Annotated in this window: 20 protein-coding genes; 12 read left to right on the top strand and 8 right to left on the bottom strand. The window is 59.2% G+C overall.

The window, feature by feature from the left end:
* Window positions 1–92: 92 nt before the first annotated feature.
* From ACQ4LH_RS09830 to ACQ4LH_RS09810, 5 genes are all read left to right on the top strand, one after another.
* Complete coding sequence (locus tag ACQ4LH_RS09830) at window positions 93–674, top strand: tetratricopeptide repeat protein (protein WP_430697038.1); 582 nt, start codon at window positions 93–95, stop codon at window positions 672–674.
* Window positions 667–1,818: an outer membrane protein assembly factor BamB gene (gene bamB, locus ACQ4LH_RS09825; RefSeq protein ID WP_430697037.1), complete on the top strand. Its 1,152-nt coding sequence runs from the start codon at window positions 667–669 to the stop codon at window positions 1,816–1,818. Before ACQ4LH_RS09830 ends, bamB begins: the two co-directional genes overlap by 8 nt.
* Window positions 1,819–1,947: 129 nt before the next feature.
* The gene (gene der, locus ACQ4LH_RS09820) at window positions 1,948–3,420 is read left to right on the top strand and encodes a ribosome biogenesis GTPase Der (RefSeq protein WP_341436334.1); all 1,473 of its coding nucleotides are present in this window, start codon (window positions 1,948–1,950) and stop codon (window positions 3,418–3,420) included.
* 119 nt (window positions 3,421–3,539) lie between these two features.
* The gene (locus tag ACQ4LH_RS09815; RefSeq protein ID WP_430697000.1) at window positions 3,540–4,688 is read left to right on the top strand and encodes a pyridoxal phosphate-dependent aminotransferase; all 1,149 of its coding nucleotides are present in this window, start codon (window positions 3,540–3,542) and stop codon (window positions 4,686–4,688) included.
* On the top strand, window positions 4,676–5,470 hold the full coding sequence (locus tag ACQ4LH_RS09810; protein ID WP_430696999.1) for an amidohydrolase: 795 nt from the start codon (window positions 4,676–4,678) through the stop codon (window positions 5,468–5,470). Before ACQ4LH_RS09815 ends, ACQ4LH_RS09810 begins: the two co-directional genes overlap by 13 nt.
* A gap of 9 nt (window positions 5,471–5,479) precedes the next feature.
* Here the strand turns inward: ACQ4LH_RS09810 and ACQ4LH_RS09805 are convergent, their stop codons facing one another.
* Together ACQ4LH_RS09805 and ACQ4LH_RS09800 are read right to left on the bottom strand one after the other, a co-directional pair.
* Window positions 5,480–6,235: a substrate-binding periplasmic protein gene (locus ACQ4LH_RS09805; RefSeq protein WP_430696998.1), complete on the bottom strand. Its 756-nt coding sequence runs from the start codon at window positions 6,233–6,235 to the stop codon at window positions 5,480–5,482.
* Between the two features lie 85 nt (window positions 6,236–6,320).
* Window positions 6,321–6,707 (bottom strand): MerR family transcriptional regulator, encoded by a 387-nt coding sequence (locus ACQ4LH_RS09800; RefSeq protein WP_430696997.1) that lies wholly within the window; start codon window positions 6,705–6,707, stop codon window positions 6,321–6,323.
* Window positions 6,708–6,783: 76 nt separating this feature from the next.
* On the opposite strand from ACQ4LH_RS09800, the gene ACQ4LH_RS09795 reads away from it, so the two are divergent.
* Window positions 6,784–7,857, top strand: a complete 1,074-nt coding sequence (locus ACQ4LH_RS09795; RefSeq protein ID WP_430696996.1) for an SDR family oxidoreductase — start codon at window positions 6,784–6,786, stop codon at window positions 7,855–7,857.
* A gap of 15 nt (window positions 7,858–7,872) precedes the next feature.
* Here the strand turns inward: ACQ4LH_RS09795 and leuA are convergent, their stop codons facing one another.
* The 4 genes from leuA to xseA form a co-directional block, all read right to left on the bottom strand.
* Entirely contained in the window at window positions 7,873–9,543 is a 1,671-nt protein-coding gene (gene leuA / locus ACQ4LH_RS09790) for a 2-isopropylmalate synthase (RefSeq protein WP_430696995.1), read from the bottom strand.
* 289 nt (window positions 9,544–9,832) lie between these two features.
* Window positions 9,833–11,509 carry a flagellinolysin gene (locus ACQ4LH_RS09785; protein ID WP_430696994.1) on the bottom strand — a complete coding sequence of 559 codons (1,677 nt, stop codon included), beginning with the start codon at window positions 11,507–11,509 and terminating at the stop codon, window positions 9,833–9,835.
* Between the two features lie 104 nt (window positions 11,510–11,613).
* On the bottom strand, window positions 11,614–12,438 hold the full coding sequence (locus ACQ4LH_RS09780) for a peptidoglycan DD-metalloendopeptidase family protein (RefSeq protein ID WP_430696993.1): 825 nt from the start codon (window positions 12,436–12,438) through the stop codon (window positions 11,614–11,616).
* 18 nt (window positions 12,439–12,456) lie between these two features.
* Complete coding sequence (gene xseA / locus ACQ4LH_RS09775) at window positions 12,457–13,836, bottom strand: exodeoxyribonuclease VII large subunit (RefSeq protein WP_430696992.1); 1,380 nt, start codon at window positions 13,834–13,836, stop codon at window positions 12,457–12,459.
* Window positions 13,837–13,941: 105 nt separating this feature from the next.
* On the opposite strand from xseA, the gene ACQ4LH_RS09770 reads away from it, so the two are divergent.
* On the top strand, window positions 13,942–14,496 hold the full coding sequence (locus ACQ4LH_RS09770) for a sugar ABC transporter ATPase (protein ID WP_430696991.1): 555 nt from the start codon (window positions 13,942–13,944) through the stop codon (window positions 14,494–14,496).
* A gap of 30 nt (window positions 14,497–14,526) precedes the next feature.
* Here the strand turns inward: ACQ4LH_RS09770 and ACQ4LH_RS09765 are convergent, their stop codons facing one another.
* Window positions 14,527–16,644 carry a TonB-dependent siderophore receptor gene (locus tag ACQ4LH_RS09765; protein ID WP_430696990.1) on the bottom strand — a complete coding sequence of 706 codons (2,118 nt, stop codon included), beginning with the start codon at window positions 16,642–16,644 and terminating at the stop codon, window positions 14,527–14,529.
* A gap of 170 nt (window positions 16,645–16,814) precedes the next feature.
* Here ACQ4LH_RS09765 and guaB point away from each other — a divergent pair, with 170 nt between their 5' ends.
* From guaB to tadA, 5 genes are all read left to right on the top strand, one after another.
* Complete coding sequence (gene guaB / locus ACQ4LH_RS09760) at window positions 16,815–18,284, top strand: IMP dehydrogenase (RefSeq protein WP_430696989.1); 1,470 nt, start codon at window positions 16,815–16,817, stop codon at window positions 18,282–18,284.
* A 92-nt stretch (window positions 18,285–18,376) separates the two neighbouring features.
* Complete coding sequence (gene guaA, locus ACQ4LH_RS09755) at window positions 18,377–19,957, top strand: glutamine-hydrolyzing GMP synthase (protein WP_430696988.1); 1,581 nt, start codon at window positions 18,377–18,379, stop codon at window positions 19,955–19,957.
* Between the two features lie 172 nt (window positions 19,958–20,129).
* Window positions 20,130–22,148, top strand: a complete 2,019-nt coding sequence (locus ACQ4LH_RS09750; RefSeq protein WP_430696987.1) for an acyltransferase family protein — start codon at window positions 20,130–20,132, stop codon at window positions 22,146–22,148.
* 337 nt (window positions 22,149–22,485) lie between these two features.
* Window positions 22,486–23,856 (top strand): multicopper oxidase family protein, encoded by a 1,371-nt coding sequence (locus ACQ4LH_RS09745; protein ID WP_430696986.1) that lies wholly within the window; start codon window positions 22,486–22,488, stop codon window positions 23,854–23,856.
* Window positions 23,857–23,858: 2 nt separating this feature from the next.
* Complete coding sequence (tadA, locus tag ACQ4LH_RS09740; RefSeq protein ID WP_430696985.1) at window positions 23,859–24,341, top strand: tRNA adenosine(34) deaminase TadA; 483 nt, start codon at window positions 23,859–23,861, stop codon at window positions 24,339–24,341.
* Here tadA and mltF read toward each other — a convergent pair.
* On the bottom strand, window positions 24,338–25,798 hold the full coding sequence (gene mltF / locus ACQ4LH_RS09735; RefSeq protein ID WP_430696984.1) for a membrane-bound lytic murein transglycosylase MltF: 1,461 nt from the start codon (window positions 25,796–25,798) through the stop codon (window positions 24,338–24,340). The genes tadA and mltF overlap by 4 nt on opposite strands.
* Window positions 25,799–25,812 lie beyond the last annotated feature (14 nt).

Raw genomic sequence — 25,812 nt, 5'->3', positions numbered from 1 at the left:
TAAGTGATTTAGCGAATAGGAGTGTTGGGGTGGTTTCGCGTACTGATGATGAAGAGCTGGCGGTAATCAAGGACTGGTGGCAGCGCAATGGCATGCCATTGCTGACCGGTGTGGTGCTGGCGTTGGTGGTGGTTTTCGGCTGGCAGGGCTGGCAGAAGTATCAGGCTAATCAGTCCCAGGGCGCTTCGCTGGTGTATCAGCAATTGCTCGAAGCTGCGCTGGACCCAAGCGGCAAGCCTGATGCGAGCAAGGTCGCCGAGCTGGCCAACACGCTGAAGAATGATTTCTCCGGTACCCATTACGCCCAATACGGCAGCCTGTTTGTAGCCAAAGTTGCGGTCGAAGCGGGCAAGCTGGATGACGCTGCGAGCGAGCTGCAGGCGATTGTCGACAAGCCGGCGGATGACAGCCTGGCTGAGTTGGCTCGTCAGCGCTTGGCGCGCGTGTTGGCTGCTCAGGACAAGGCTGAAGATGCCCTGAAACTGTTGGATGCCAAGGTTGCGCCGGCGTTTGCCGCCAGCCGTGAAGAACTCAAGGGTGACCTGCTGGTGCAGCTCGGCCGTGCCGACGATGCGCACGCCGCCTACGAAAAAGCCAAGGCCTCGCTCTCTGAAGATGCCGCAGTCGGTGGTTTGCAAATGAAGCTGGATGATCTGGCAAAAGGGGATGCGTGACGTGATGCGCTGGAAGAATGCCGCACTGCTGGCCCTGGCCGTTCTGGCCGTAGGTTGCAGCAGCAATAGCAAGAAGGAACTGCCTCCGGCCGATCTGCCCAAGTTTGAGGAAGAGGTTAGCCTGCAGAAAGAATGGAGTCGTTCGATTGGCGACGGCCAGGGCGAGTCTTTCAACATGCTGGTACCGGCGATTGACGGTGAGCAGATCTATGCCGCCGACGTCGAAGGCCTGGTTGTTGCCATGGACCGCATGACCGGCAAGGTCATCTGGAAAGCTGACCTGGAGCTGCCGGTTTCTGGCGCAGTCGCCGCCGGCTATGGCCTGGTGGTGGTGGGCACGCTGAAAGGCGAGATCATCGCACTCGACACCGCTAACGGTGAAGAGAAGTGGCGCGCCCGCGTGACCAGTGAAGTGCTGGCTCCACCTGCGCTGAACGGCGACGTGGTGCTGGTACAAACCCAGGATGACCGTCTGATCGCTCTGGACATGAACACCGGCGAGCAGCGCTGGATCTTTGAAAACACCCCGGCGGTACTGACCCTGCGCGGCACTGGCAGCCCGGTACTGACCAACCGTCTGGCGATTGCCGGCCTGTCCACCGGTAAGGTGATTGCGCTGGATGCTCAGCGCGGTATTCCGGTCTGGGAACAGCGTGTGGCCGTTCCGCAGGGCCGTTCCGAACTGGATCGCGTAGTCGATATCGACGGCGGTCTGCTGCTCTCGGCTGGCACCCTTTACGCCGTCAGCTACCAGGGCCGCGTTGCCGCGATGGATCTGGAAAGCGGTCGTATCCTCTGGCAGCGCGAAGCGTCCAGTTCGGTCGGTGTTGCCCAGGGTTACGGCAGTGTTTACGTAAGCCTGGCCAGCGGCACCGTTGAAGGTATCGACGAACGTTCGGCTTCGGCACTGTGGAGCAACGATGCCCTGGCTCGCCGCCAGTTGTCGGCGCCAGAAGTGTTCTCCAGCTATATCGCGTTCGGTGACCTGGAGGGTTACCTGCACCTGGTTAGCCAGGTGGACGGTCGTTTTGTCGGCCGTACGCGGATCGACAGCGATGGCCTGCGTGCCCGTCCGCTGGTTGTAGGTGATTGGCTGTATGCCTACGGCAACGGTGGCAATCTGGTGGCGCTAACCATCAAGTGATCGCTCGCTGACGCTTTGGCTATGCTGCACAGCACTTAGGGCTGCGCAGCACTGGCCAGTGCAATGAATTCCGGCCGCTGCCTCTGCAGCGGCTTTTGTATTTTCTGAAATAACGAAGTGGAGAGCCTAATGGTTCCCGTAATTGCCCTGGTGGGCCGCCCTAACGTCGGCAAGTCCACCCTGTTTAACCGCTTGACCAAGTCCCGTGACGCGATTGTCGGCGACCTGTCTGGTCTGACCCGTGATCGCCAGTACGGCGAGGCCAAGTGGCAGGGGCGAACCTATATCGTCATCGACACCGGTGGTATTTCCGGTGACGAGGAAGGTATCGACGCGAAGATGGCCGAGCAGTCGTTGCAGGCCATCGAAGAGGCCGATGCCGTACTGTTTCTGGTGGATGCCCGCGCCGGGCTGTCCGCTTCCGATCAGATGATCGGCGAGCACCTGCGTCGACGTAACAAGCGCAGCTTCCTGGTCATCAACAAGGTCGACAACATCGACGCAGACCTGGCCCGCGCCGAGTTTTCCAGCATGGGCATGGGCGAATCCCTGGCAATTGCCGGTGCTCACGGTCGTGGCATCACCCAGATGCTCGAAGCCGTGCTGGGCTCTTTCCCCAAGGATGCCACCGAGCCGGAAGAGGGCGAGGAAGAGGAAATCGTTCTCGAAGGTCAGGAAGCCAAGCGCATTCCCGGCCCGAGCGAGAAGGACGGGATCAAGCTGGCGATCATCGGCCGGCCTAACGTTGGCAAGTCGACCCTGGTCAACCGCATGCTCGGTGAAGACCGGGTCATCGTCTATGACCAGCCCGGTACTACCCGCGACAGTATCTATATCCCCTTCGAGCGCGATGACGAGAAGTACACCCTGATCGACACCGCCGGCGTACGTCGCCGCGGCAAGATCTTCGAGGCCGTGGAAAAGTTCTCGGTGGTGAAAACCCTGCAGGCGATCCAGGATTCCAACGTCGTGGTATTCGTTATGGATGCCCGCGAAGGTGTGGTCGATCACGACCTCAACCTGCTTGGCTTTGTGCTGGAAAGCGGTCGTGCGCTGGTGATCGCCCTGAACAAATGGGACGGCATGGAGCCCAGCGAGCGCGACTATGTGAAGGTCGAGCTGCAACGCCGACTGTTCTTCGTCGACTTTGCCGATATCCACTTTATCTCGGCGCTGCACGGCACCGGCGTGGGCAATCTGTACAAGTCGGTGCAGGCCTCGTTCAAGTCGGCGATCACCCGTTGGCCGACCAACCGTCTGACCACGATTCTTGAAGACGCCGTCAGCGATCACGCGCCGCCCATGGTCAACAATCGCCGCATCAAGTTGCGCTATGCCCACCTGGGTGGTGCTAACCCGCCGCTGATCGTGATTCACGGCAACCAGGTCGAGGCGGTGCCCAAGTCCTATATCCGCTACCTGGAAAATACCTACCGCCGCGTGCTCAAGCTGGTCGGTACGCCGATCCGTATCGAGTTCAAGGGCGGCGATAACCCCTATGAGGGCAACAAGAACACCCTCACGGATCGTCAGGTAAACAAGAAGCGTCGTCTGATGAGCCACCACAAGAAGGCCGAGAAGAAGCGCAAAGACAAGCGCTAAGCTTGGATTGAAACGCTCTATAAAGGCACCTTCGGGTGCCTTTTGCGTCTCTGGGGGATCGGCTATTCTGCCGCATCAATAGCGTTCAAGCCCTGCGCTGACCCAGGAATATTGCCTCGATGATTATCAGCAAACTGCCGAACGTCGGCACCACCATCTTTACCCGCATGTCGCAGCTGGCTATGGACGCAGGTGCTTTAAATCTGTCCCAGGGCTTCCCGGATTTCGATGGTCCGCAGGCATTGCGTGATGCGGTCGGCCGGCATATTGCTGCTGGGCATAATCAGTACGCGCCGATGACCGGCTTGCCAGCGCTGCGCGAGCAGGTGGCGGCGAAGATCGCCCGCAGCTATAGCCGAACGGTTAGCGCCGATAGCGAAGTCACCATAGTTCCTGGCGCGACCCAAGGCATCTTCTGCGCTATCCAGGCGCTGATCCAGCCGGGTGACGAGGTCATCGTCTTCGACCCTAGCTACGACAGCTACGAACCCTCGGTCGAGCTGGCCGGTGGGCGTTGCGTGCATGTGCCGCTGGCCTTGCCGAGCTTCGCCATAGACTGGCAGCGTCTGGGCGATGCGCTGAGCGACAAGACTCGTCTGATTATCCTTAACAGCCCGCACAACCCCAGCGGTGCGCTGATTTCCCGTGCCGAGCTGGACCAGTTGGCGGCCTTGATCCGCGAGCGCGATATCTACCTGATCAGCGACGAGGTTTACGAGCATCTGGTGTTCGATGGCATTCAGCACGCCAGCATCCTCGCCCATGATGAGTTGTATCAGCGTGCCTTCGTGGTCAGCTCGTTCGGCAAGACCTACCACGTCACCGGCTGGAAGACCGGTTATGTAGTGGCGCCGCCGGCTTTGAGCGCCGAGCTGCGCAAGGTCCATCAGTACGTCAGCTTCTGTGGCGTGACGCCGCTGCAATGGGCGCTGGCCGACTATATGGCTGAGCATCCCGAGCACGTCGAAGAGTTGCCAGCGTTCTATCAGGCCAAGCGCGATCTGTTTTGCGACCTGCTGGCCGGCTCGCGCTTTACCTTCACCCGCGCCGCCGGCACTTATTTCCAGTTGGTCGACTACTCGGCCATTCGCAATGATCTGGATGATGTCGCCATGGCCGAATGGTTGACCCGTGAGCATGGCGTGGCCGCCATTCCGGTGTCGGTGTTCTATCAGCAGCCGCCCGAGGATTTGCGTCTGGTGCGCTTCTGCTTTGCCAAGCGTGAAGAAACCCTGCGCCAGGCGGCGGACAAACTATGCGCGATCTAGGCTTGTTGCCCGATCTTGAGCTGGTTCTGATCCAAACCACTCTGGCCTGGCAGGACCCAGCCGCCAATCGCGCGCACTTTGAGTCGCTGCTGACACAGGCGCGTGGTGCGGACCTGATCGTACTACCGGAGATGTTCAGCACCGGCTTTTCCATGGACTCCGCCGCCCTGGCCGAGCCCGAGGATGGCCCCACCAGCCAGTGGCTGCGTGAGCAGGCTCAGGCGTTGCAGGCTGTCGTCACCGGCAGCCTGATTATCCAGGCTGTCGATGGCGCCTACCGTAACCGTCTGCTCTGGGCACGCCCGGATGGAACGGTGGCTCATTACGACAAGCGCCATCTGTTCCGCATGGCCGGTGAGCACAAGCACTACAGCGCGGGTGAACAGCAGGTGCTGCTGGAGGTGAAGGGCTGGCAGGTGCGTCCGCTGATTTGCTACGACCTGCGCTTCCCGGTATGGAGTCGCGATCCACAGACCACCGACCTGTTGCTCTACACCGCCAACTGGCCAGCCGCGCGGCGCAATCACTGGAATCGCCTGTTGCCAGCACGGGCCATCGAAAACCTGTGTTATGTGGCGGCGGTAAACCGCATCGGCGAGGACGGCAAGGGGCATGCCTATAGCGGTGACAGCCAGGTGCTGGATTTTCAGGGCGAGCCGCTGCTGGAGCCTGGGGCGGCGGATGGCGTATTCCGGGTAACCCTCAATGCCTCGGAATTGGCCGCTTACCGTGAGCGTTTCCCGGCTTATCGAGACGCGGATGCTTTCACCCTGGCTGACTGATGGTCGGCTTCACTGCTTTAAGTAGTGATCGTAGATCGCCTGGTAGCGGCCGCTGGCCTTGAGTTGGGCGAGGCCGGCATTGAAGTCGTCGCGGATCTGCGGGTCGCGAAATACCGGTCGGTAGTTCTGCGGGTCTTCCTCGACGAACTGGTGCATGGCGATGGTTTTGGCCTTGAACAGGGTGGTGCGTTCAAGCAGCAGTTCGAAATAGCGATAGATGCTGCGATCACTCAGTACCAGATCGTAACGGCCCTTGTTCAGGCCAAGCACCTGCAGCTCCTGATTGTTCTGCTCGAAGTACAGGCCATCTTTCTGGCTGGCGGCCAACCATTCGGGGTAGCGCTGGGCGGCTCCCTGAAAGGCCACGATGCTAAGGCCCTTGATGTCCTCGGGCTTCTGGATGTCGAAGCGCCGGCCTTTCAGGCTGACAAACACGTTGTAGTAGATTACCGCCGGGTTGCCGTAGTGGCCACCTACAGCGGCAAGGTCCTGTCCCAGGTCGGTCATGGCCGCATCCACTTCACCTTTGCGAAACGCCAGTGGCACGCGGGCCAGAGGAAAGTAGCGGGGTTCGAGTGTGTGGCCGCGAAAGGCCAGGGCTTCGCCAATCACTTCCAGCTCGATACCGCTGTCGCTCTCCGGAAAGCAGAAGGGCGGAATCTTTTCACCGAAGGCCATGACCACGGTGTCCGCCAGGCTATTTGCGCTGCAGGCGAGCAGCAGCGGCAGAGTGAGGGTGCACATCCAGTGTGTCAGTGAACGCATGGTCAGGTACTCCTGCGATCTATTGATTGCAGTGTAGTTGTGACACCTGTGCTCGCCGTGCGTTTGGTCAGATAGCGGGTCTGATTTAGCGTGCAGTCATGGCTATTTGTATCGCCGCCTGTTCGGCGGCGCTGGCCTCCAGTCGCAGCTTTTCGCTACGCAGAAAGTCGCGCAGCTGCTGCAGGTCGGCAAGTTTCTGCTCCACCTCAACCAGCTTGCGGCTGACCAGCGCGGCGCCCTGGGTGCAGTCGAGCTGTTGCTCGCGCCGGGCTTTGAGGATTTCGCCGATCTCGCCGAGAGAAAAGCCCATGCCCTGCGCCTGCTGGATAAACCCCAGGTCATTGAGTGTTTGCTGGCTGTATTCGCGGTAATTGTTGTCGCGCCGCAGGGCGTTGATCAGCCCCAGGCTTTCGTAATAACGCAGGGTGTGGCGGCTAGCGCCGCTGCGTTTTTCCAGTTCGCCTATGCGCATGAAAATCTCGCTTGACTGTAGAGTGTGCTCGACAGTTTAGCCTGCTCGGGTCACTAATGGTTCGGGTGGATTGATCATGAACAAACACTGTTTGGTAACCGGCGGCAGCGGCTTTATCGGTCAGCATCTTCTGGCGCTACTGACTCGTCAGGGCCACTCGGCGACGCTGCTGATGCGCCAGCCGCAAACCTTGCCGGCCTTGTGCGCACAAATTGAGCAATTAGGCGGCCGCAGTGAGTTGCTGACGGCGGTGGCTGGTGACCTGGGGCGGGCTGACCTGGGCCTGGATGGCGCGGCGCGTGAGCTGGTGCGTCAGGCTGCTGTGGTGTTCCACCTGGGGGCGCAGTTCGCCTGGGGGCTGGCTGCCGAGCAGGCGCGCCAGGTCAATGTCGAGGGCGCGTTGGCAGTGGCTGAACTGGCGGCGCAGCAAGGCAGTCGCCTGCTGATGGTGGGCGGTTTTATGTTGGCCAATCATGGGCATCTGCAGCGCATCGGTATTGACCTGCAACGGCCCGAACGCACTGACTGGGACAAGGTCTATCAACGCACTGGCGCCTATGAGGGCAGTAAGCTGGAAGCGCATTTCCGCGTGCGCGTGCGTATGGCTGAGCTGCAAGCGCCACTGACGATGGTGCACCCGGCCACTGTGTGCGGTCATAGCCGCAGCGGGCATATTCTGCCGGCGCAGCCGTTGGCTGGGCTGATCAGCAATCTGGCGGGCGGTTTGCTCGGGGCGATTCCGGGTTCGGCAGCGCATTGGCTGCCGTTGGTCAGTGTGGATTTTCTCGCCGAGCTGATCGTGGCCGCGGCCTTTGATGAGCAGCAGGCAGGGCAGGAGATTCTCGCGTTGGATGCCGCGACGCCAAACCTGCAGGGCATGCTGCAGCAATTGGCCCACACGTTGGGTGTCAGCGCGCCGAGTCGGCATATGCCGATTCCTCTGCTGCGGGCGTTGCTGAAGATTCCAGGTGTGCCGCGTTTGCTGCGTACCGATGCCGAGTCGCTGGATTTTATCCAGACCACCCGTTTCAACACGGCTGCAACCCAGGCTTTGGCGCAGCGTCATCAGCTGCACTGGCCGGATATCGGCCAGGCCTTACAGGCTACCGCGCGCTACCTAGCTAACGAACCGTCAGCCGTGCAGGGCTGACGGTTCACTTGGCAATCAGGCAGCTTGTTCGGCTGCCTGACCGATCGCACGGTTAAGGGCGCTGAACAGCGCACGGAAGCTGGCGGTAGTCAGGTTTTCATCGATACCGACGCCGTGCAGCGCGCGGCCGCCGTTAACGCGCAGTTCGATATAGGCCGCCGCCTTGGCGTTGGTGCCGGCGCCGATGGCGTGTTCGCTGTAGTCCATGATCTCCACGGCCACCGGCAGGCCGGCAACCAGGGCTTCCAGCGGGCCTTTGCCGATACCGCGCCAGTGCTGGGTTTCGCCGGCATTGATGACTTCGACATCAACCGCGCTGGTGCCGTTTTCTTCCTGCAGGCGATGGCCTTTCAGCGCATAGGGCGCAGTGGCTTGCAGGTACTCGCGCTCCAGCAGCTGGTAGATCTGCGCGGCGCTCATTTCCAGGCCGAGGCGGTCGGTTTCCCTCTGCACTACTTGGCTGAACTCGATCTGCATGCGCCGCGGCAGGTTGATGCCGTATTCCTGTTCGAGCAGGAAGGTAATGCCGCCCTTGCCGGACTGGCTGTTGACGCGAATCACCGCCTCGTAATCGCGGCCGATGTCGGCCGGATCGATGGGCAGGTAAGGCACTTCCCAGATGGCGTCGCTCTTCTGCTGGGCAAAGCCCTTGCGGATCGCATCCTGGTGCGAGCCGGAGAACGCGGTATGCACCAGGTCGCCGACGTACGGATGGCGCGGGTGCACCGGGATCTGGTTGCAGTCCTCGACCACCTTGCGCACGGTGTCGATATTGGAGAAGTCCAGCTCCGGGTCAACGCCCTGGGTGTAGAGGTTCAGCGCCAGGGTCACCAGGCAGACGTTGCCGGTACGCTCGCCATTGCCGAACAGGCAACCTTCGACGCGATCCGCGCCAGCCATCACGGCCAACTCGGAGGCGGCCACACCGGTGCCACGGTCGTTGTGGGTGTGCACGCTGAGCAGCACGCTGTCGCGCTTGTCGATATGCCGGCCGAACCACTCGATCTGGTCGGCGTAGTTGTTTGGCGTGGCGCACTCGATAGTCGCCGGCAGGTTGAGGATCAGCTTGTTCGCCTGGGTCGGCTGGAACACCTCGATCACTGCGTTGCACACCTCGACGGCGAAATCGATTTCGGTGGAACTGAACACTTCTGGCGAATACTCGAAGCCCCAGCGCGTCTCGGGAGCGGCGTCGGCCAGGCGTTTGATGGTCTGGCCGGCGGCCACGGCGATGGCTTTGACGCCGGCCTTGTCCTGGTTGAAGACGATCTTGCGAAAGCTCGGTGCGCAGGCGTTGTAGTAATGAACGATGGCCTTCTTCGCGCCCTTCAGCGACTCGAAAGTGCGTTCGATAAGGTCGTCACGGGCCTGGGTCAGCACCTGAATGGTCACGTCATCCGGGATATGGCCGCCTTCGATCAGCTCGCGGACGAAGTCGAAATCGGTCTGCGAGGCGGACGGGAAGCCGACTTCGATTTCCTTCAGGCCCACGGCCAGCAGGCACTTGAAGAAGCGCATCTTCTTCTCGGCATCCATCGGCTCGATCAACGACTGGTTGCCATCGCGCAGGTCGGTGGACAGCCAGATTGGCGCCTTGTCGATGATCTTGTCCGGCCAGGTGCGGTCTGGAATCTGGATCTGGGTGAACGGGCGGTATTTGCTGGACGGGTCTTTAAGCATGCTCATGGGGCAATCCTTTTAGCGCGGCGGCAATCGGCGAGCCGGGCGGAATTTGAAAAATTAATGCAGGGCGTGGGCGTAAGAATTAGCCACGCAGTCGCTGGCTGACCAAGCAGAGGTTGGCGTGTTGGCGCAGCAGAATAAGAGTGTGATTAGTGTGCATGGCGTCAACCCTAACCAGCGAGGGTAAAGCGTGCAAGCATTGATAAAAAAACGCTTTCGGATTGCTTGTTTTTGATTGTTTTGGGTTTTATTTGCGGTGATGTGCCGAATATGCAGCGGAGATTGCGAGCGTTTAACCGAGCAGGCTTAGCACGGCTTGAGGCCGTTGATTGGCTTGGGCAAGTACGCTTTGCGCGGCTTGCTGAATGATCTGCCGAGAAACCAGATTGGAGGTTTCTGCCGCGAAGTTGGTGTCGAGGATACGTGAGCGGCTGGCGGCGGCGTTCTCGGCAATGCTTTGCAGGTTGTTGATGGTGCTTTCCAGGCGATTTTGCAGGGCTCCCATATAGCCGCGCTGGCGGTCGATATAGGCCAGGGCGTCATCGATGTCCATGACGGCCAGGCCAGGCGTCTTACTGAGGTCTAGGCGACTTAGGGCCATCGCATCGGCGCTGAATGCACTGAAGCCGACTTGTATGGTTTCGTAAGCCTCGGCCCCAACCTGGAATTGCGTGATGGTGTTACCGCCAACGCCGTTGACGTTAAATAATTCGGGCTCAACCAATTTGAAACCTTGTGAGCCCGGGAGGCCTGTGCCTTGGTTGAGCAGAACATTCTCGGCAGTAAGTACATTACCGCCATCGGCATCGAAACCACCAATTGCACCGGTGTCAGCGTTGTTCAGGTCTAGTCCTGCAACGTAGGTCGCGGCATCGGCATTGAACTGGGTATTAAAGTCAGCCAGGCTGCTGAAGGCTCCCTTGCTGGCGTTAGTCAATGCCTGGTCCAGAGTCGAGCCGCTGTTCTGTTGTAGGTAACCCATGATGTCTTTGATGCCCTTGCCGCCCGCCGCCTTGATTTCCTCATGCATGTAGCGAATTGCGGCATAGCCGCCGGAATAACCTGCTGAGGCGCTTACATCATCGGCGTTAAATGCAGCCAGAATGGCCGCCGTGTTGGTGCCTACAGCGGTGTCCCCAGCCAGGCGCTCATCAGCTCCCTGCACGGCCTCTGCGCTGCCCTCGATAAACCAGCTGGGCAGCCCGGCAAAGTTCATGGTGCGGCCCATGACCGCGTGCGCCATTTCATGGGCAATTACCCGGTCGGTGTATTGCGGTGTACTGCCGCCGTTGGGCAGGGTTGAGGCATCGAAATAGGCCAGGTTGACGTTGAGAACTTGATTAAAGATCTTCCCGCCAGCGCCCGCGCTGCCTGAAACAGAAGCCAGTGCTTGGCTGGATGAGTCGTTGGTAAAGGTTATTTCCAGTTCAGCGCCATCCGCGCTCAGGCCGAACGCATCGGCCACCCGCTGTTCACCCTCGCTGATCCAGAAACCTTTCAGGGCATTGAGTACGGCCCTCTGATCGAGATCGCCGAGAACCGAGAAGGTGCCTTGGTCAAATACCTTACGCCCAGCAAAGGTCGTGGTTTCGTTAACGCGGTTGATCTCTTGCAACAGCTGCTGGGCTTCTTGATCCAAGGCGGTACGTTCACTGGCGCCGTTGGAGCCGTTCATGGCCTGCAGGCCGAGCGAGCGAATGCGCTGCAGGGCGTCGGTGACGCTTTGCAAAGCGCCTTCCGCTACCTGCAGCAGCGATATGCCGTCGTTGGCATTGCGCGTAGCCACGTTCAGCCCTCGCACTTGCGAGGTCAGACGGTTGGAGATTTGCAGCCCGGCGGCATCGTCCTTGGCGCTGTTGATGCGTTGTCCGGTGGACAGGCGCTGCAGCGAAGTACCGAGGGCCGTGCTGTTGCTCTCCAATTGGCGACGCGTGAACGACGACGAGATGTTGGTGTTAACCGTCAGCATCTACGTGTGTACCCGCTCTACCGGGCGGAAAACCCGGTGTCACAGACGTAATCGGCATGCGCTGGAAAGGCTTGAGATGCTCGCGGAATCAAGTCGACGAACGGTCAGGGCTTGAAGGCACCGATAAAGATCGCCGGATCGACGCGTGCATCGTTGAGGCTGACGTTCCAGTGCAGGTGCGGCCCGGTGGCGCGGCCGGTGGCGCCGACTTTGCCGAGTACACCGCCACGGGGAATTTCATCGCCGACCTTCACACCGATGGCCGAGAGGTGGCAGAACATGCTGATCAGCCCCTGGCCGTGGTCGATAAATACGGTTTTACCGTTAAAGAAGTAGTCGCCAATCAGGATCACCTTGCCTGCAGCCGGCGCCTTGATCGGCGTGCCGCTATTGGCGGCGAAGTCCAGCCCGGAGTGCGGGTTGCGTTCTTCGCCGTTGAAGAAGCGGCGCAGACCGAATGGGCTCGACAGCGGGCCGTTCACCGGCCTGTCGAACAACAGATTGCTCGGCTGGCGCGCGCTGAACTGCTGGTAAGCGCGGGTCTGCTCCGCCAGTTCGCGTTCGATGCGTGTAAGGTTCTTGGCGTTCGGATTGACCTGCTGCTGATTCTTGATGGTGATGCGCTGCTCGACGTAATGCTTACTGCCGACCTGAAAGCTCAGTGTCTGGCTGCCGTTGACGCTGATCTGCTGGCTGCCCGGCTTGATGCTTAGCGGGATGCCGACGATTGCGATCCAGCGCTGCTGATCCTCATTAATCACCAGCACCGGTTTGTTCTGATAGCGCACGCTGGGCGCGCTGGCGGCCGGTCCCAAATTAACCACGGCCACGCCGCCCGGTACGGGCTTATTAAGCAGTCGGCTGATAAAGCCTTCGGCGTGGACGGGTAGGGCGAGGCAGAACAGGGTAAGCAGGGTGAATAAACGCATGGGGGACCTGTGTGGAAATCAATCGAGCAGCGAAAGGGTGATCGGCTGCACATGGTTGTCTTCGACCCGCACCTCCAACTCGCCGTTGCTCAGGCGCGCCTTCAGGCGTTGGCCGGGCTGGGTGTCGGTGGCGTTGCGAATGGCACGGCCCCGCTCATCCAGCAGAATGCTGTAGCCACGACCGAGGGTCGCCAGCGGGCTGACCGCGTGCAGCGTCTGCACCTGGCTATGCAGTTGCAGGCGGCGCGCCTTGAGGCTTTCGCGCATGCTGCGTTGCAGGCGTTCGGCCAGGGCTTGCAGGCGTTGATCCAGCAGCTTGAGGTTGCGTTCCGGGTGCAGGCTTAGCAGGCGGGTTTGCAGATGATTCAGGCGTTCGCGGCGGCTAGTCAGCTGTCGCTCGAAGGCGCGGGTCAGGCGCATATCCAGGTCATCCACGCGTTGGGCATGCTGGCGCAGACGCTCGCCGGGGTGGCGCAAACGCCGCTGCAAACCCTCCAGGCGCATGCGTTCGCGCTCCAAGCGGTGCTGCATACGCAGGTTGAGGCGGCGCTTGAGGTTGTGCAGGCGTTGCACCAGTTCGCTGCTGTCGGGGGCCAGCAGCTCGGCGGCGGCAGAAGGCGTCGGCGCGCGCACATCGGCGACAAAATCGGCGATGGAGACATCGGTCTCATGGCCCACGGCGCTGACGATGGGCGTGACGCAGGCGGCAATGGCGCGGGCCACCGGCTCTTCGTTAAAGCACCAGAGGTCTTCCAGCGAGCCGCCACCACGGGCCAGGATCAGTGCATCAAAGCCTTTGCTATCGGCCAGTGCGAGGGCGCGGACGATCTGTGCGGTGGCCTCGCGGCCTTGCACGGCGGTGGGGATCAGGGTCAGCTCGACCTGTGGGGCGCGACGGCGGAATACGCTGATGATGTCGCGGATCACCGCGCCGGTGGGCGAGCTGATAATGCCGATGCGTTTCGGATGAGCCGGCAGGGCAACTTTAGCCTCGGCCGCGAACAGCCCTTCGGCGTTAAGCTTTTCTTTCAGCGCTTCGAAGGCCAGGCGCAGCGCACCATCGCCGGCGGGTTCCACTGCATCGAGAATCAGCTGGTAGTCGCCGCGCCCTTCAAACAGCGAGACTTTGCCGCGCACCTTGACCGCCAGGCCATCACGCAGCGCTTGGCGCACCTTGGCGGCGTTCTGCCGGAACAGCGCACAGCGCACCTGGGCCTGACTATCTTTAAGGGTGAAATAGATATGCCCGGACGCCGGCTTGGCCAGGTTGGAGATTTCCCCCTCGACCCAGATACCGCCGAATACATCTTCCAGCAGCAGGCGTGCGCGATTGTTCAATTGGCTGACGCTGAGTACCTCGCGGTCGAGGTTCAGGCGTTGGAAGGGATCTTTGATCATGGCCGGCATAGTAAAGGCTTTGCCATGCCTGCCATAGGGGATTGGCCTTGACCGGCGCTGTAAGCCCTTTAAGCTGCGCGCCTATAGCGCAATCCGAGTCCAGCCATGAGTGAGCAGCAGGCCATTATCGTGCCGCAGATTTCCAGCTTTCCCGGCCATGAGGCGCGGGCGCGGTTGATCGTGCGCTGGCTGGTCAAGCAGAACATCATCGAAGAGCAGCTGACCACCTGTGGGCGCACCTTCAAACATATGGGCTACGGCATTGCCGAGGGTGCGCGACGGGTGGTCGAGCGCCCCGAGTTGTTGCCATATGGTCAGGCGGTGCATGGCCTGGAGATTATCTACAAGCGCTGCATCTATACCCCGACGACGAGCTTTCTCGAAGAGGCCGGCTGCCCTGAGTGCCGGCGGGAAGTCGGGGGAAGGTTGTTCGACAGCCTGGAGGAATGGATGCCGGGGCATACCGATAACTTTCGGTGCCCGCTGTGCGGCCATGAAGACGATATCAACGGTTTTCTGTTTCTGCAGCCCTGCGGGTTTTCCAACCTCGGCTTTATCTTCAACAACTGGGCGGATGCCGGCTTTAAGCAGAGCTTTCTCGACGAGTTTGCTGCGCGCTTGGGCTATCCGGTTTCCCTGGTACGGGTCGATCTTGCCTGAGTCGGCTCATCCCTGAGCCCTACTAAAAGGTCAAAAGTCGACGCTGGCCGATAGGCGCAGTTCGCGCGGTTCGCCGACCGCGACGCGCAGGTTGCCGCCGCTGGATGGGTAGTACTCCTGGTTGAACAGGTTGCGCGCGTTCAGCTGCAGGCGGGTCTTGTCGCCCAGTAGTTGGCTTTCCCAACTGATAAACGCGTCGGCCACGGTGTAGCTGTCCAGCCAGAAGCTGTTGGCGTTATCGCCTGCGCGTTCGCCGACATAGCGCGCGCCGCCGCCTACTCGCCATTCTCCGGCGTCGCTGGGCAGCGCCAGGTGGTGGGTCAGGTACAGACTGGCGATATTCTGCGCGGCATTGACCAGTTCATTGCCCTGGTTGTCCGGGTCGTCGAGGATTTCCGTATCGGTGTAGGCATAGGTGCCGAGCAGCTCCCAGCGTTCGGCAAGGCGCCCGCTGATATCGATTTCCACACCCCGCGAGCCGACCTTGCCGGCCGCCTGCGAGGTGCCATTGTTGCTGACCACAACGTTCTCTTTCTCGATATCGAACAGCGCGGCGCTGGCCGTGAGGGCGCTGCCCAGGTCGAGCTTGATGCCCAGTTCATAGCTGCGACCCTCTTCAGGGTCGAACGCTTGGCCGGTGTCGGCATCGGAGGCGTTGGGCACAAACGAGCGGCTGTAGTTGCCGTACAGCGAGACCTGCTGATTGAGCTGATAGACCAGGCCGGCAAACGGCAGAAAGCTGTTGTCCTGGCGGTCGGTAGTTTTCTCGTAGGCGCTGCCGCGGCCCTGTTCAACCAGTTGTTCGAAGTGTTGATAACGGCCGCCGGCCACCAGTATCCATTGGTCGTTAAGGTGCCAGTTGTCCTTCGCATACAGCGAACGCGAATGCAGCTCGTCGCTTCTGTCACTCTGCGCGGCGCTGATCAGCGACGGTTCTGCAAGGTTGCCGTAGACCGGGCGGTAGATATTGAAGCTGCCGACGGCCGGGCCGCGGTAGGTATCGCCGCGGAAGTTGTCGACCCGCTCGGTGTCCATGCCCAGGAGCAGGTCATGTTGTTGGCCGAACAGGCTGGCGTTGCCGATCCAGTCCCAGGCCAGATACTGGGTCTGATTGTCGTGTTCGCTGCCGTCGGCGCGGCGGCTGAGTGCGCCGGTGGTGGCATTAAGCGCGTTGGGCCGCGCTTCGGCGTAGTCGTAGCGCTCGTTGTTCCAGCCGTAGGTCAGGCGGCTTAGCCAGTCCGGGTTGAGTTGGTACTCGGCCTTGGCGGTAAACAGCTCATCGGTGCCTTCGGCTTTGGACCAGCTTTCGTTGAACCGTGCGTTGTACTGGGTGTTCGCCGGTTTGCCGTTGATGATCACCGTGCCGCGATCCACCGGGGTTGAGTATTCCTTGTGTTCGTAAGCCAGGCTGATGCGCAGATCTTCGCCGCTCCAACTCAGGGACGGTGCGATCAGGCTGTGGTTATCCGCGCCGAAATTGCGCCAGTAGTCCTCGTGCTGCCGTTCGGCAATCAGGCGATAGGCGAAGCCGCTGTCGCCCAACGGGCCGGTGGTGTCGAGCATGAGGTTGCCGCCGCCCTCGCTGCTGGTTTCACCGCTGATCTGCGTGCGCCGCTGGTATTCGGGCTGCTTGCTGATCACGTTGATCAGGCCGCCGGGCTCCAGTGCGCCATACAGCAGAGAGGCCGGGCCCTTTAGCACTTCCACGCGCTCGGTGGTGGCGCTGAAGTTGCGCGACAGGCTGGAACGGATGCCGTCACGCAGAATCGAGCCGTCGGCGTTGCTGCCGAAACCCCGTTTGACGAAGCCGTCCTGGGTGCCGGCCAGGGTGTTGCTCTGGGTCATGCCGCTGACGAATTTCATCGCATCGTCCAGCGATTGCACCTGATAGTCCTCGATCACCTGTTGGGTGACCACTTGCACCGCCTGGGCCTCCTGCATGATCGGTACGGCGCTTTTGCTCGCGGTACTGGCCGTGCTGGCGCTGTAGCTGCTGTCGTCTTCCCGGCTTGCAGTGACGGCCTGGCTGGGTAGCTCAAGTGGGCTGGCAGTTTCGGTCGCGAGGCTGCTGGCGGCGGGCATCAAGGCCAGGGCGAGCAGGGTGAAGCGCCAGGCTGGCTGGGCGGAGGAGAGGCGGGTGGAGGGCATGTGCTACTCAGTCGCGGATGTTTTTGAGAATCATTATTGTATTATTCTCGTCCCGCTTCTGGATAGCACCGTGTAGGCTTCGCGCAGTTATGTTGTTGTTTGCGTTGAGTGCAGGGGGGCGTCTGAGTATAATGGCGCGCTTCCAATTTTCCCGTCCGGGAGCCCCCGCCATGCTGCGTATCAGTCAAGAAGCTCTTACCTTCGACGACGTTCTACTTATTCCAGGTTATTCCGAAGTTCTGCCGAAGGATGTCAGCCTCAAAACGCGTCTGACCCGTGGCATTGAACTGAATATTCCGTTGCTCTCTGCTGCTATGGATACCGTGACTGAAGCCCGTCTGGCGATTGCCATGGCTCAGGAAGGCGGCATCGGCATCATCCACAAGAACATGACCGTCGAGCAGCAAGCTGCCGAAGTGCGCAAGGTCAAACGCTACGAGGCGGGCGTGGTCAAGGACCCGATCACCATCGAAGCCGACGCCACCGTACGTGATCTGTTCGAACTGACCCGCATGCACAACATCTCCGGCGTACCGGTGCTGAGCGATGGCGACCTGGTCGGCATCGTCACCTCCCGTGACGTGCGTTTCGAGAACCGCCTGGACGCCACCGTGCGTGAAGTGATGACGCCGAAAGAGCGTCTGGTCACCGTCCCGGAAGGTGCCGACAAAGACGTGGTGCGCGAGCTGCTGCACAAGCACCGCATCGAAAAAGTCCTGATCGTCGATGGTGCCTTCCACCTGAAGGGCATGATGACCGTCAAGGACATCGAAAAAGCCAAAGCCTACCCGCTGGCCAGCAAGGACGATCAAGGTCGTCTGCGCGTCGGCGCAGCTGTCGGCACCGGTGCCGATACTGCCGACCGCGTCGCTGCACTGGCTAACGCCGGCGTTGACGTGATCATCGTCGACACCGCACACGGTCACTCCAAAGGCGTGATCGACCGCGTGCGTTGGGTCAAGCAGAACTTCCCGGACGTTCAGGTGATCGGCGGCAACATCGCCACCGGCGAAGCCGCCAAGGCCCTGGCCGAAGCTGGCGCTGATGCAGTCAAGGTCGGTATCGGCCCTGGCTCGATCTGCACCACGCGCATCGTCGCTGGTGTTGGCGTGCCGCAAATCTCCGCCGTGGCCAACGTTGCCGCCGCACTGGCTGGCACCGGTGTGCCGCTGATCGCCGATGGCGGTATCCGTTTCTCCGGTGACCTGTCCAAGGCCATCGTTGCTGGCGCGTCCTGCGTGATGATCGGTTCGATGCTCGCCGGTACTGAAGAAGCACCAGGCGAAGTCGAGCTGTTCCAGGGGCGTTCCTACAAGGCTTACCGCGGTATGGGTTCGCTGGGCGCCATGGCGCAGGCGCAGGGCTCCTCGGATCGTTACTTCCAGGACTCTTCGGCTGGTGCCGAGAAGCTGGTGCCGGAAGGCATCGAAGGTCGCGTGCCATACAAGGGCGCAATGGCGGCCATCGTTCACCAGCTGATGGGCGGCCTGCGTGCCTCCATGGGCTACACCGGTTGCGCGACGATCGAAGAGATGCGCAGCAAGCCTGAGTTTGTTCGCATCACCGGCGCTGGCATGGCCGAGTCCCATGTACACGATGTACAGATCACCAAAGAAGCCCCGAACTATCGCGTGGGTTAATTGTTGATCAGTTGATATAAAGCCCGGGGCTGTCGCTGTTGTTTTACAGGGCAGCCCCGAGTCATTTGTGAATTCCGCTACGAGAGACGGCCATGGCTCATCAAGACATCCACGCTCACCGCATCCTGATTCTGGATTTCGGTTCCCAGTACACCCAGCTGATCGCCCGCCGCGTGCGCGAGATCGGTGTGTATTGCGAGCTGCACCCGTTCGACATGAGCGACGATGACATCCGTGCCTTCGCCCCGCGCGGCATCATTCTCGCCGGTGGCCCGGAGTCGGTGCATGAAGCCGGCAGCCCGCGTGCACCGAAAGCCGTGTTCGACCTCGGTGTACCGGTTTTCGGTATCTGCTACGGCATGCAGACCATGGCCGAGCAGCTGGGCGGCAAGGTTGAAGGTTCCGAGCTGCGTGAGTTCGGTTATGCCCGCGTTGATATCGTCGGCAAAGCCCGCCTGCTCAACGGCATCGAAGACCACGTCGATGACGACGGCGTGTTCGGCCTCGACGTGTGGATGAGCCACGGTGACAAAGTCACCGCCATGCCAGCCGGTTTCCATATTCTCGCCAGCACCCCGAGCTGCCCGATCGCCGCCATGGCCGACGACAGCCGCGGCTACTACGGCGTGCAGTTCCACCCGGAAGTGACCCATACCAAGCAGGGCGGTCGCATCCTCTCGCGCTTTATCCTGGAAATCTGCGGCTGCGAAGCGCTGTGGACTGCCTCCAATATCGTTGACGACGCCATCGCCAATGTGCGCGCCCAGGTTGGCAGCGCCAACGTACTGCTCGGCCTGTCCGGCGGTGTGGATTCCTCGGTGGTTGCGGCGCTGTTGCACAAGGCCATTGGCGACCAGCTGACCTGCGTATTTGTCGACAACGGCCTGCTGCGCCTGCACGAAGGCGAGCAAGTGATGGCCATGTTCGCCGAGAACATGGGCGTTAAAGTGATCCGCGCTAACGCCGAGGAGCAGTTCCTCAATAACCTGGCCGGCGAAGCCGATCCGGAGAAGAAGCGCAAGATCATCGGCCGCACCTTTATCGACGTGTTCGATGCCGAGTCCTGCAAGCTGGACAACATCAAGTTCCTCGCCCAGGGCACCATCTACCCTGACGTGATCGAGTCGGCTGGCGCGAAAAGCGGCAAGGCCCACGTGATCAAGTCGCACCACAACGTCGGTGGCCTGCCGGAAGAAATGAACCTGAAACTGGTCGAGCCGCTGCGCGAACTGTTCAAGGACGAAGTGCGCCGTCTGGGTCTGGAACTCGGCCTGCCGTATGACATGGTCTACCGTCACCCATTCCCGGGTCCAGGCCTGGGCGTGCGTATCCTCGGTGAAGTGAAGAAGGAATACGCCGACATCCTGCGTCGTGCTGACCATATCTTTATCGAAGAGCTGCGCAAGGCCGACTGGTACCACAAGGTCAGCCAGGCCTTCGTAGTGTTCCAGCCAGTGAAGTCGGTGGGCGTGGTTGGCGATGGTCGTCGTTACGCCTGGGTCGTAGCCCTGCGCGCCGTTGAAACCATCGACTTCATGACTGCACGTTGGGCGCACCTGCCTTACGAGCTGCTGGAAACCGTCAGCGGCCGCATCATCAACGAGATCGAAGGCATCTCCCGCGTCACCTACGACGTGTCGAGCAAGCCGCCAGCGACTATCGAGTGGGAGTAGAAGTTATTACTTGAGTTTTCCATATTTTTTAAATTATAGAAATTTTTCAGAGCAAGAATAAATTTCTGGCTTAGTTTGGTGTTTGCGTTAAATTTACAATTTTTAGAGTCGTTGTACGCGGCTGCTATAAATTCATAAGTAGAAAGAATAGTAGCAGGTAGCAGAGAGAAGTATGGACTACAGGCGAGAGATAGATGGGCTTAGGGCGCTTGCTGTGCTGCCAGTCATCCTGTTCCACGCAGGATTTGATACGTTTAGTGGCGGTTTCGTAGGTGTTGATGTCTTCTTCGTAATCAGCGGCTACTTGATTACAACAATTATTCTGGCTGAGCTTGAGCAAGGCCGGTTCTCAATTGTTAGCTTCTACGAGAGGCGTGCTAGGCGTATTTTGCCAGCGTTGTTTCTCGTAATGCTTGCGTGTATTCCCTTCGCTTGGGTTTTGCTTTCGCCCGCGGAACTCAACAGCTTTTCTAAAAGTTTGGTTGCCGTTCCTCTATTTATTTCGAACGTTTTCTTCTGGAGGGATGGGGGTTACTTTGAAACAGCCGCAGAGCTTAAACCGTTGTTACATACGTGGAGCTTGGCAGTAGAAGAGCAGTACTACGTTCTGTTTCCATTATTTTTGATGCTATTTTGGAGGTTAGGTAAGCGTTGGATACTTGTAATGCTTGGGCTTGTATTCGTTTCTAGTCTTGCTATTGCGCAGTGGGCAGCATACGCAAGGCCAGATGCCTCATTTTATCTTCTTCCCACGCGTGGCTGGGAGTTGCTGATTGGTGCCCTCGCAGCCTTTTATTTGTCGAGTGCTAATCGTAAAGACTTTGGAAAATTCTTAAGTGAAGTGGCTGGGTGGCTAGGCGTTTCGTTGATTTGCTACGCTGTCTTCGCCTATAGCAAATCAACGCCATTTCCAGGAGTCTATGCACTTGTTCCTACGCTAGGTGCGGTGCTGGTTATCTTGTTCGCTACACAAAAAACTTATGTTGGTAGGTTTGTAGGGAACAAGGTGTTTGTGGGGATGGGTTTGATAAGTTACAGTGCTTATCTCTGGCATCAGCCAGTATTGGCTTATGCCAGAAACTGGTTTATGGATATTGGCCATTTTGTTGTCTCTTTGCTGATCGTTGTTGTAATGGTTCTTTCTATTTTAAGCTGGAAAATCGTTGAGCAACCTTTCCGGAAAAAAGGAAAATTCGATAGAAAATTTGTTTTTGTGTCTTCGTTTTTAGGGGCGCTATTTTTTATTTTAACAGGGTATTTTACTTCTAAAATTGACTTCGCCATAGAGCGGGCTATGGCGAAAGAGTTATCATTAAGTGGCGCCATATATTCTTCAAACATTAATGAGCGTATTTTTGTGAAGAATAGGATTTTGTATGAGAATAGTAAGCCAGAAGCAATAGTTATCGGCTCATCTAGAATTATGCAGGCAGGTAGTAAGGTTGTTGGGCTCGATTTACTTAATCTTTCAGTAAGTGGCGCATCTCTGGAGGATTTGCTTGCGATTTGGGAGTTAAGTGCGAGGAAGTTCAATCCTTCTTATGTTTTCTTAGGTGCTGATCCTTGGATTTTTAATCGCTATTCTGGTCAGTCCCGTTGGACTTCTTTAGGGAGCGAGTATAGTGCGGCTGTTTCTAGGCTAGGGTTTTCTAATGAGACAAAGTTCTCAGTAAGTAAGGCTCCGTCAAGCTTAAATGCAGTCGCTGTTGAATTTTATAAGTCTGTTAATCAAGGCAAGAAGATTGGAGCTGAAGATGACTTGCCTTCAATGACTGACAAAATTCGCAAGGATGGTAGTCGTGTTTATAACTTGGCCTATGCTAATAAGTCGCTTGGCGAGGTTGAGCGTGGAGCGGTAAGCTTTATTTCTTACGCTATGTCTAGCTATGGCTATTCAAGCGAAGTTAGAGTTATTTTAGAGAGGTTTGTTGCAGAGCTCAAAGCGCAGAATCGAAAGGTTGTGTTTGTGCTTTCGCCATATCATCCTACGTTATTTGAACTGATGCGGCTGGAAGATAGAAAATTTTTGGAGATTGAGTCTATCTTTAGAGAAATTGCTGGTTCTAACGGTATCCAAGTGATTGGATCTTATGATCCGGTTAAGGTTGGCTGTTCTTATGAAGATTTTTACGATGGAATGCATCCGAAGGATGAATGTATGGCGAAGGTGTTTTCTGAGTTTAGTAAATGAGAGCGGTTTATTTGCTATCGCACGTCGCGGAAGATTTTTATAATTGAAAAACTTGAGATGCGTTATCACTTCTAAAAATCACACGATAGTTGCACGCTGAGTTTTAGGAGGCGTAAGTGCTTGCCAATAAAAAACATCTCTCTGCGTTTTTATTGAGTGGGAGTGATTTAGCCAACAAGGGCAGCGTAAGCTGCCCTTGTTGTTTCTGCTGCGGCATATTGTCCATTTTTATCGGTCGTCAGCCTGGTCGCTTAGATGAGAATATATTGCAATGGGTGGCCCGGATTAAATCTGGCTTCATATCTTCCCGGATTGCATCCGGGCTACGGGGATCTCAATGTCTTTTACCCGCAGACAAATGCTGATCGGCCTTGCTGGTCTTGGCGTCGTCGGCCTTGGTGCTGGTGGCGTGCGCTACTGGCTGGGTCGCCCGGAAAATGTGGCAACCCACGACTATGAACTGATCGCCGCGCCGCTGGATATCGAACTGGTGCCGGGGCATACCACGCCGGCCTGGGCTTACGGTGGTCAGGTACCTGGTGTGGAGTTGCGCTGCCGCCAGGGTGAGCGCTTGCGGGTGCGCTTTATTAACAAGCTGGACGTGCCGACCACTATTCATTGGCATGGCATTCGTTTGCCGCTGGAGATGGACGGTGTGCCCTATGTGTCGCAGGCGCCGGTGCTGCCGGGGGAGTACTTCGACTACAACTTCATCACCCCCGATGCCGGCAGCTTCTGGTATCACCCGCACGTCGCTAGCGGCGAGCAGTTGGGTCGCGGCCTGGTCGGTGCGCTGATCGTCGAAGAACGAGAGCCGACCGGCTTTCGTCACGACCACACGCTGAACCTGAAAAGCTGGCATATCGATGAGCAGGGCGCTTTTACCGAGTTCAGCGTACCGCGCGAGGCGGCGCGTGGCGGTACGCCGGGGCGCTTGAGTACGGTCAATGGCAAGCATGCACCGACCCTGGATCTGCCTGCCGGGCAGGTGGTGCGCCTGCGTTTGATCAATTTGGATAACACCCTGACCTATCGCCTCAACCTGCCTGGCGCGGATGTGCGCATCTATGCGCTTGACGGTAATCCGGTCGAACCACGGCCGCTGGGCAAGGAGTACTGGCTGGGGCCGGGCATGCGTATCGAACTGGGGTTGAAGGTGCCGGCCGCGGGTACAGAGCTGTCGCTGCGTAATGGTCCATTGCGTCTGGCGACCTTGCGCGCGCAGCCCAGCGCCGAGGGTGCGGGTGAGTGGCCGCCAGCGCTGCCAGCCAACCCGGTGGCCGAGCCTGATCTGGCCAATGCCGAAACCGTCAAGTTCAACTTCGAATGGGCCGGCGCGGTGTCGGTTGGTTTGGCCCAGGGCGCGGCGCACAGCTTCTGGCAGATCAATGGCCAGGCCTGGGATATCAATGACAAGACCTGCGCCGACCGGCCGATTGCCCGTCTGCAGCTGGGCAAGAGCTATATCTTCGAGCTGCGCAACCTCAGCCAGTATCAGCACCCGATCCACCTGCATGGCATGACCTTCAAGGTGCTGGCATCCAATCGCAAGTCGATCATCCCGTATTTCACCGACACCTACTTGCTGGGCAAAAACGAAAGTGCGCGGGTGGCGCTGGTCGCGGATAATCCGGGTGTCTGGATGTTCCACTGCCATGTGATCGACCATATGGAAACTGGTCTTATGGCATCAATTGAGGTCGTTTAAGCGTGCGCCAACCCCTGATCATTGATCGCAGCCAGGATCAGCACTTTATGCGCGAGGCCCTGGCCCTGGCCGCCGAAGGTGCCGCCCTGGGCGAGGTGCCGGTTGGCGCGGTGTTGGTGCAGGATGGCCTGATTGTCGGGCGCGGCTTTAACTGCCCGATCTCCACCCATGACCCCAGCGCCCATGCCGAGATGGTGGCGATTCGCGCCGCCGCCCAGGCCGTGGACAACTACCGCCTGCCGGGCAGCACCCTGTATGTGACCCTGGAGCCGTGCAGCATGTGCGCCGGGCTGATTGTGCATGCACGGGTGCAGCGCGTGGTGTATGGCGCAACCGAACCCAAAGCCGGGGTGGCGAGCAGCCGTGGACAGTTTTTCAGCCAGGAATTTCTCAATCACCGGGTGTTGATTGAGGGCGGTGTTTTGGCGGAGGAGTGTGGGGCGGCACTCAGCGCATTCTTTAAGGCCCGGCGCGAGCAGCGTTAAAGCGGTGGGGTCTGCTCATTGGGCTGACGTTTGTCGATGCCCGGCAGGTGCTGGTTGCTTTCCGCGAGCTGCGAGCCTTCCAGCTGCGGCTGGGTTACCCAGGTGAGGATGTCGTAGTAGCGGCGGATGTTGCGCACAAAGTGCACCGGCTCACCGCCACGGGCATAGCCATAACGGGTTTTGCTGTACCACTGCTTCTGCGACAGGCGCGGCAGGATCTTCTGCACATCCAGCCATTTATTCGGGTCCAGGCCTTCGGCCTCGGTTAGCTTGCGCGCATCTTCCAGATGGCCGCCGCCGATGTTGTAGGACGCCAGGGCGAACCAGGTGCGATCCGGCTCCTGAATGCTCTCCGGCAGCTGATTCTTCACATAGACAATGTATTTGGCGCCGCCCTCGATGCTCTGCTTGGGGTTCAGGCGGTCCGATACACCCATGGCCTGGGCGGTGCGCAGGGTCAGCATCATCAGTCCGCGTACGCCGGTTTTTGAAGTGGCTGTGGGTTGCCAGAGTGATTCCTGATAACCCATGGCGGCGAGCAAGCGCCAGTCGACCTGATTGGCTTGGGCAGCTTCGCGAAAGTGTTTCTCGTAGCGCGGCAGGCGTTGTTGCAGGTGCTTGGCGAAGGTGTAGGCGCCGACATAGCCGAGTACATCGACATGGCCGTAGTAGCGATCCTTCAACCGCTGCAGGCTGCCGTTCTGGTGGGCGCGCTCGATAAAGGCATTCATCTCGTCAAGCAGGCTGCGGTCTTCGCCGGGGGCGGTGGCCCAGGCCAGGTTTTGCGCATCGCCCAGGTCAAAGGCCACGCGCACGTTGGAGAAGTACACCTGATTCATCGCCAGCTCGTTGGAGTCGACCAGGGTCAGGTCGATCTGCCCTTCATCGACCATGCGCAGCAGGTCGACCACCTCAACGGCAGCGGATTCTTCATAAGCCAGTTCCGGTAATTGCAGCTTGAGCGCGGCCAGCTGTTCGGCATGGCTGCTGCCTTTAAGTACCAGAATACGTTTGCCGAGCAGATCATCCGGGCGGGTCGGGCGTTGCTGGCCGTTGCGGTAGATCACCTGGGGGGTGACTTCGAGGTAGGGCAGAGAGAAGCGTGCGTGCTGCTGCCGTCCGTCGCTTTCTACCAGGCCGGCGGCGGCCAGCACCGGGCCGTTGGGTTTGTTCAGGCTGGCGAATAGCTCGTCGAGGTTGTCGGCGGTTTCGATTTTCAGCTCAAGGCCCAAATCGTCGGCAAAGCGCTTCACCAGCTCGTATTCGAAGCCGGTCTCGCCGTTACGGTCTTGAAAATAGGTGGCCGGGCTGTTGCGGGTGATCACCCGCAGTACACCCTCCGCCTGAACGCGCTCGAGTGTGCTGGGTTCTTCAGCACAGCCGCCGAGCAGCAGGAGGATTCCGATCACCGACAGCCAGCAGGCGCAGCGCACACGGAACGCAGATTGGGCAAACATTGGCGCAGTATACG

It is taken from the genome of Pseudomonas peli (genome assembly GCF_050563605.1).
GTDB lineage: Bacteria > Pseudomonadota > Gammaproteobacteria > Pseudomonadales > Pseudomonadaceae > Aquipseudomonas > Aquipseudomonas peli_A.
This window is presented reverse-complemented; position numbering and strand designations above follow the sequence as displayed.

What these genes read in the sequence shown, in the direction of transcription:
- der (WP_341436334.1), top strand. Translation starts at nt 1,948, where the DNA reads ATGGTTCCCGTAATTGCCCTGGTGGGCCGCCCTAACGTCGGCAAGTCC.
- ACQ4LH_RS09815 (WP_430697000.1), top strand. Translation starts at nt 3,540, where the DNA reads ATGATTATCAGCAAACTGCCGAACGTCGGCACCACCATCTTTACCCGC.
- ACQ4LH_RS09750 (WP_430696987.1), top strand. Translation starts at nt 20,130, where the DNA reads ATGGACTACAGGCGAGAGATAGATGGGCTTAGGGCGCTTGCTGTGCTG.
- ACQ4LH_RS09785 (WP_430696994.1), bottom strand. Translation starts at nt 11,509, where the DNA reads ATGCTGACGGTTAACACCAACATCTCGTCGTCGTTCACGCGTCGCCAA.
- ACQ4LH_RS09770 (WP_430696991.1), top strand. Translation starts at nt 13,942, where the DNA reads ATGAGTGAGCAGCAGGCCATTATCGTGCCGCAGATTTCCAGCTTTCCC.
- guaB (WP_430696989.1), top strand. Translation starts at nt 16,815, where the DNA reads ATGCTGCGTATCAGTCAAGAAGCTCTTACCTTCGACGACGTTCTACTT.
- guaA (WP_430696988.1), top strand. Translation starts at nt 18,377, where the DNA reads ATGGCTCATCAAGACATCCACGCTCACCGCATCCTGATTCTGGATTTC.
- ACQ4LH_RS09780 (WP_430696993.1), bottom strand. Translation starts at nt 12,438, where the DNA reads ATGCGTTTATTCACCCTGCTTACCCTGTTCTGCCTCGCCCTACCCGTC.
- bamB (WP_430697037.1), top strand. Translation starts at nt 667, where the DNA reads ATGCGTGACGTGATGCGCTGGAAGAATGCCGCACTGCTGGCCCTGGCC.
- xseA (WP_430696992.1), bottom strand. Translation starts at nt 13,836, where the DNA reads ATGATCAAAGATCCCTTCCAACGCCTGAACCTCGACCGCGAGGTACTC.
- ACQ4LH_RS09795 (WP_430696996.1), top strand. Translation starts at nt 6,784, where the DNA reads ATGAACAAACACTGTTTGGTAACCGGCGGCAGCGGCTTTATCGGTCAG.
- ACQ4LH_RS09800 (WP_430696997.1), bottom strand. Translation starts at nt 6,707, where the DNA reads ATGCGCATAGGCGAACTGGAAAAACGCAGCGGCGCTAGCCGCCACACC.
- ACQ4LH_RS09830 (WP_430697038.1), top strand. Translation starts at nt 93, where the DNA reads ATGCCATTGCTGACCGGTGTGGTGCTGGCGTTGGTGGTGGTTTTCGGC.
- ACQ4LH_RS09765 (WP_430696990.1), bottom strand. Translation starts at nt 16,644, where the DNA reads ATGCCCTCCACCCGCCTCTCCTCCGCCCAGCCAGCCTGGCGCTTCACC.
- ACQ4LH_RS09805 (WP_430696998.1), bottom strand. Translation starts at nt 6,235, where the DNA reads ATGCGTTCACTGACACACTGGATGTGCACCCTCACTCTGCCGCTGCTG.
- ACQ4LH_RS09745 (WP_430696986.1), top strand. Translation starts at nt 22,486, where the DNA reads ATGTCTTTTACCCGCAGACAAATGCTGATCGGCCTTGCTGGTCTTGGC.
- leuA (WP_430696995.1), bottom strand. Translation starts at nt 9,543, where the DNA reads ATGAGCATGCTTAAAGACCCGTCCAGCAAATACCGCCCGTTCACCCAG.
- mltF (WP_430696984.1), bottom strand. Translation starts at nt 25,798, where the DNA reads ATGTTTGCCCAATCTGCGTTCCGTGTGCGCTGCGCCTGCTGGCTGTCG.
- ACQ4LH_RS09810 (WP_430696999.1), top strand. Translation starts at nt 4,676, where the DNA reads ATGCGCGATCTAGGCTTGTTGCCCGATCTTGAGCTGGTTCTGATCCAA.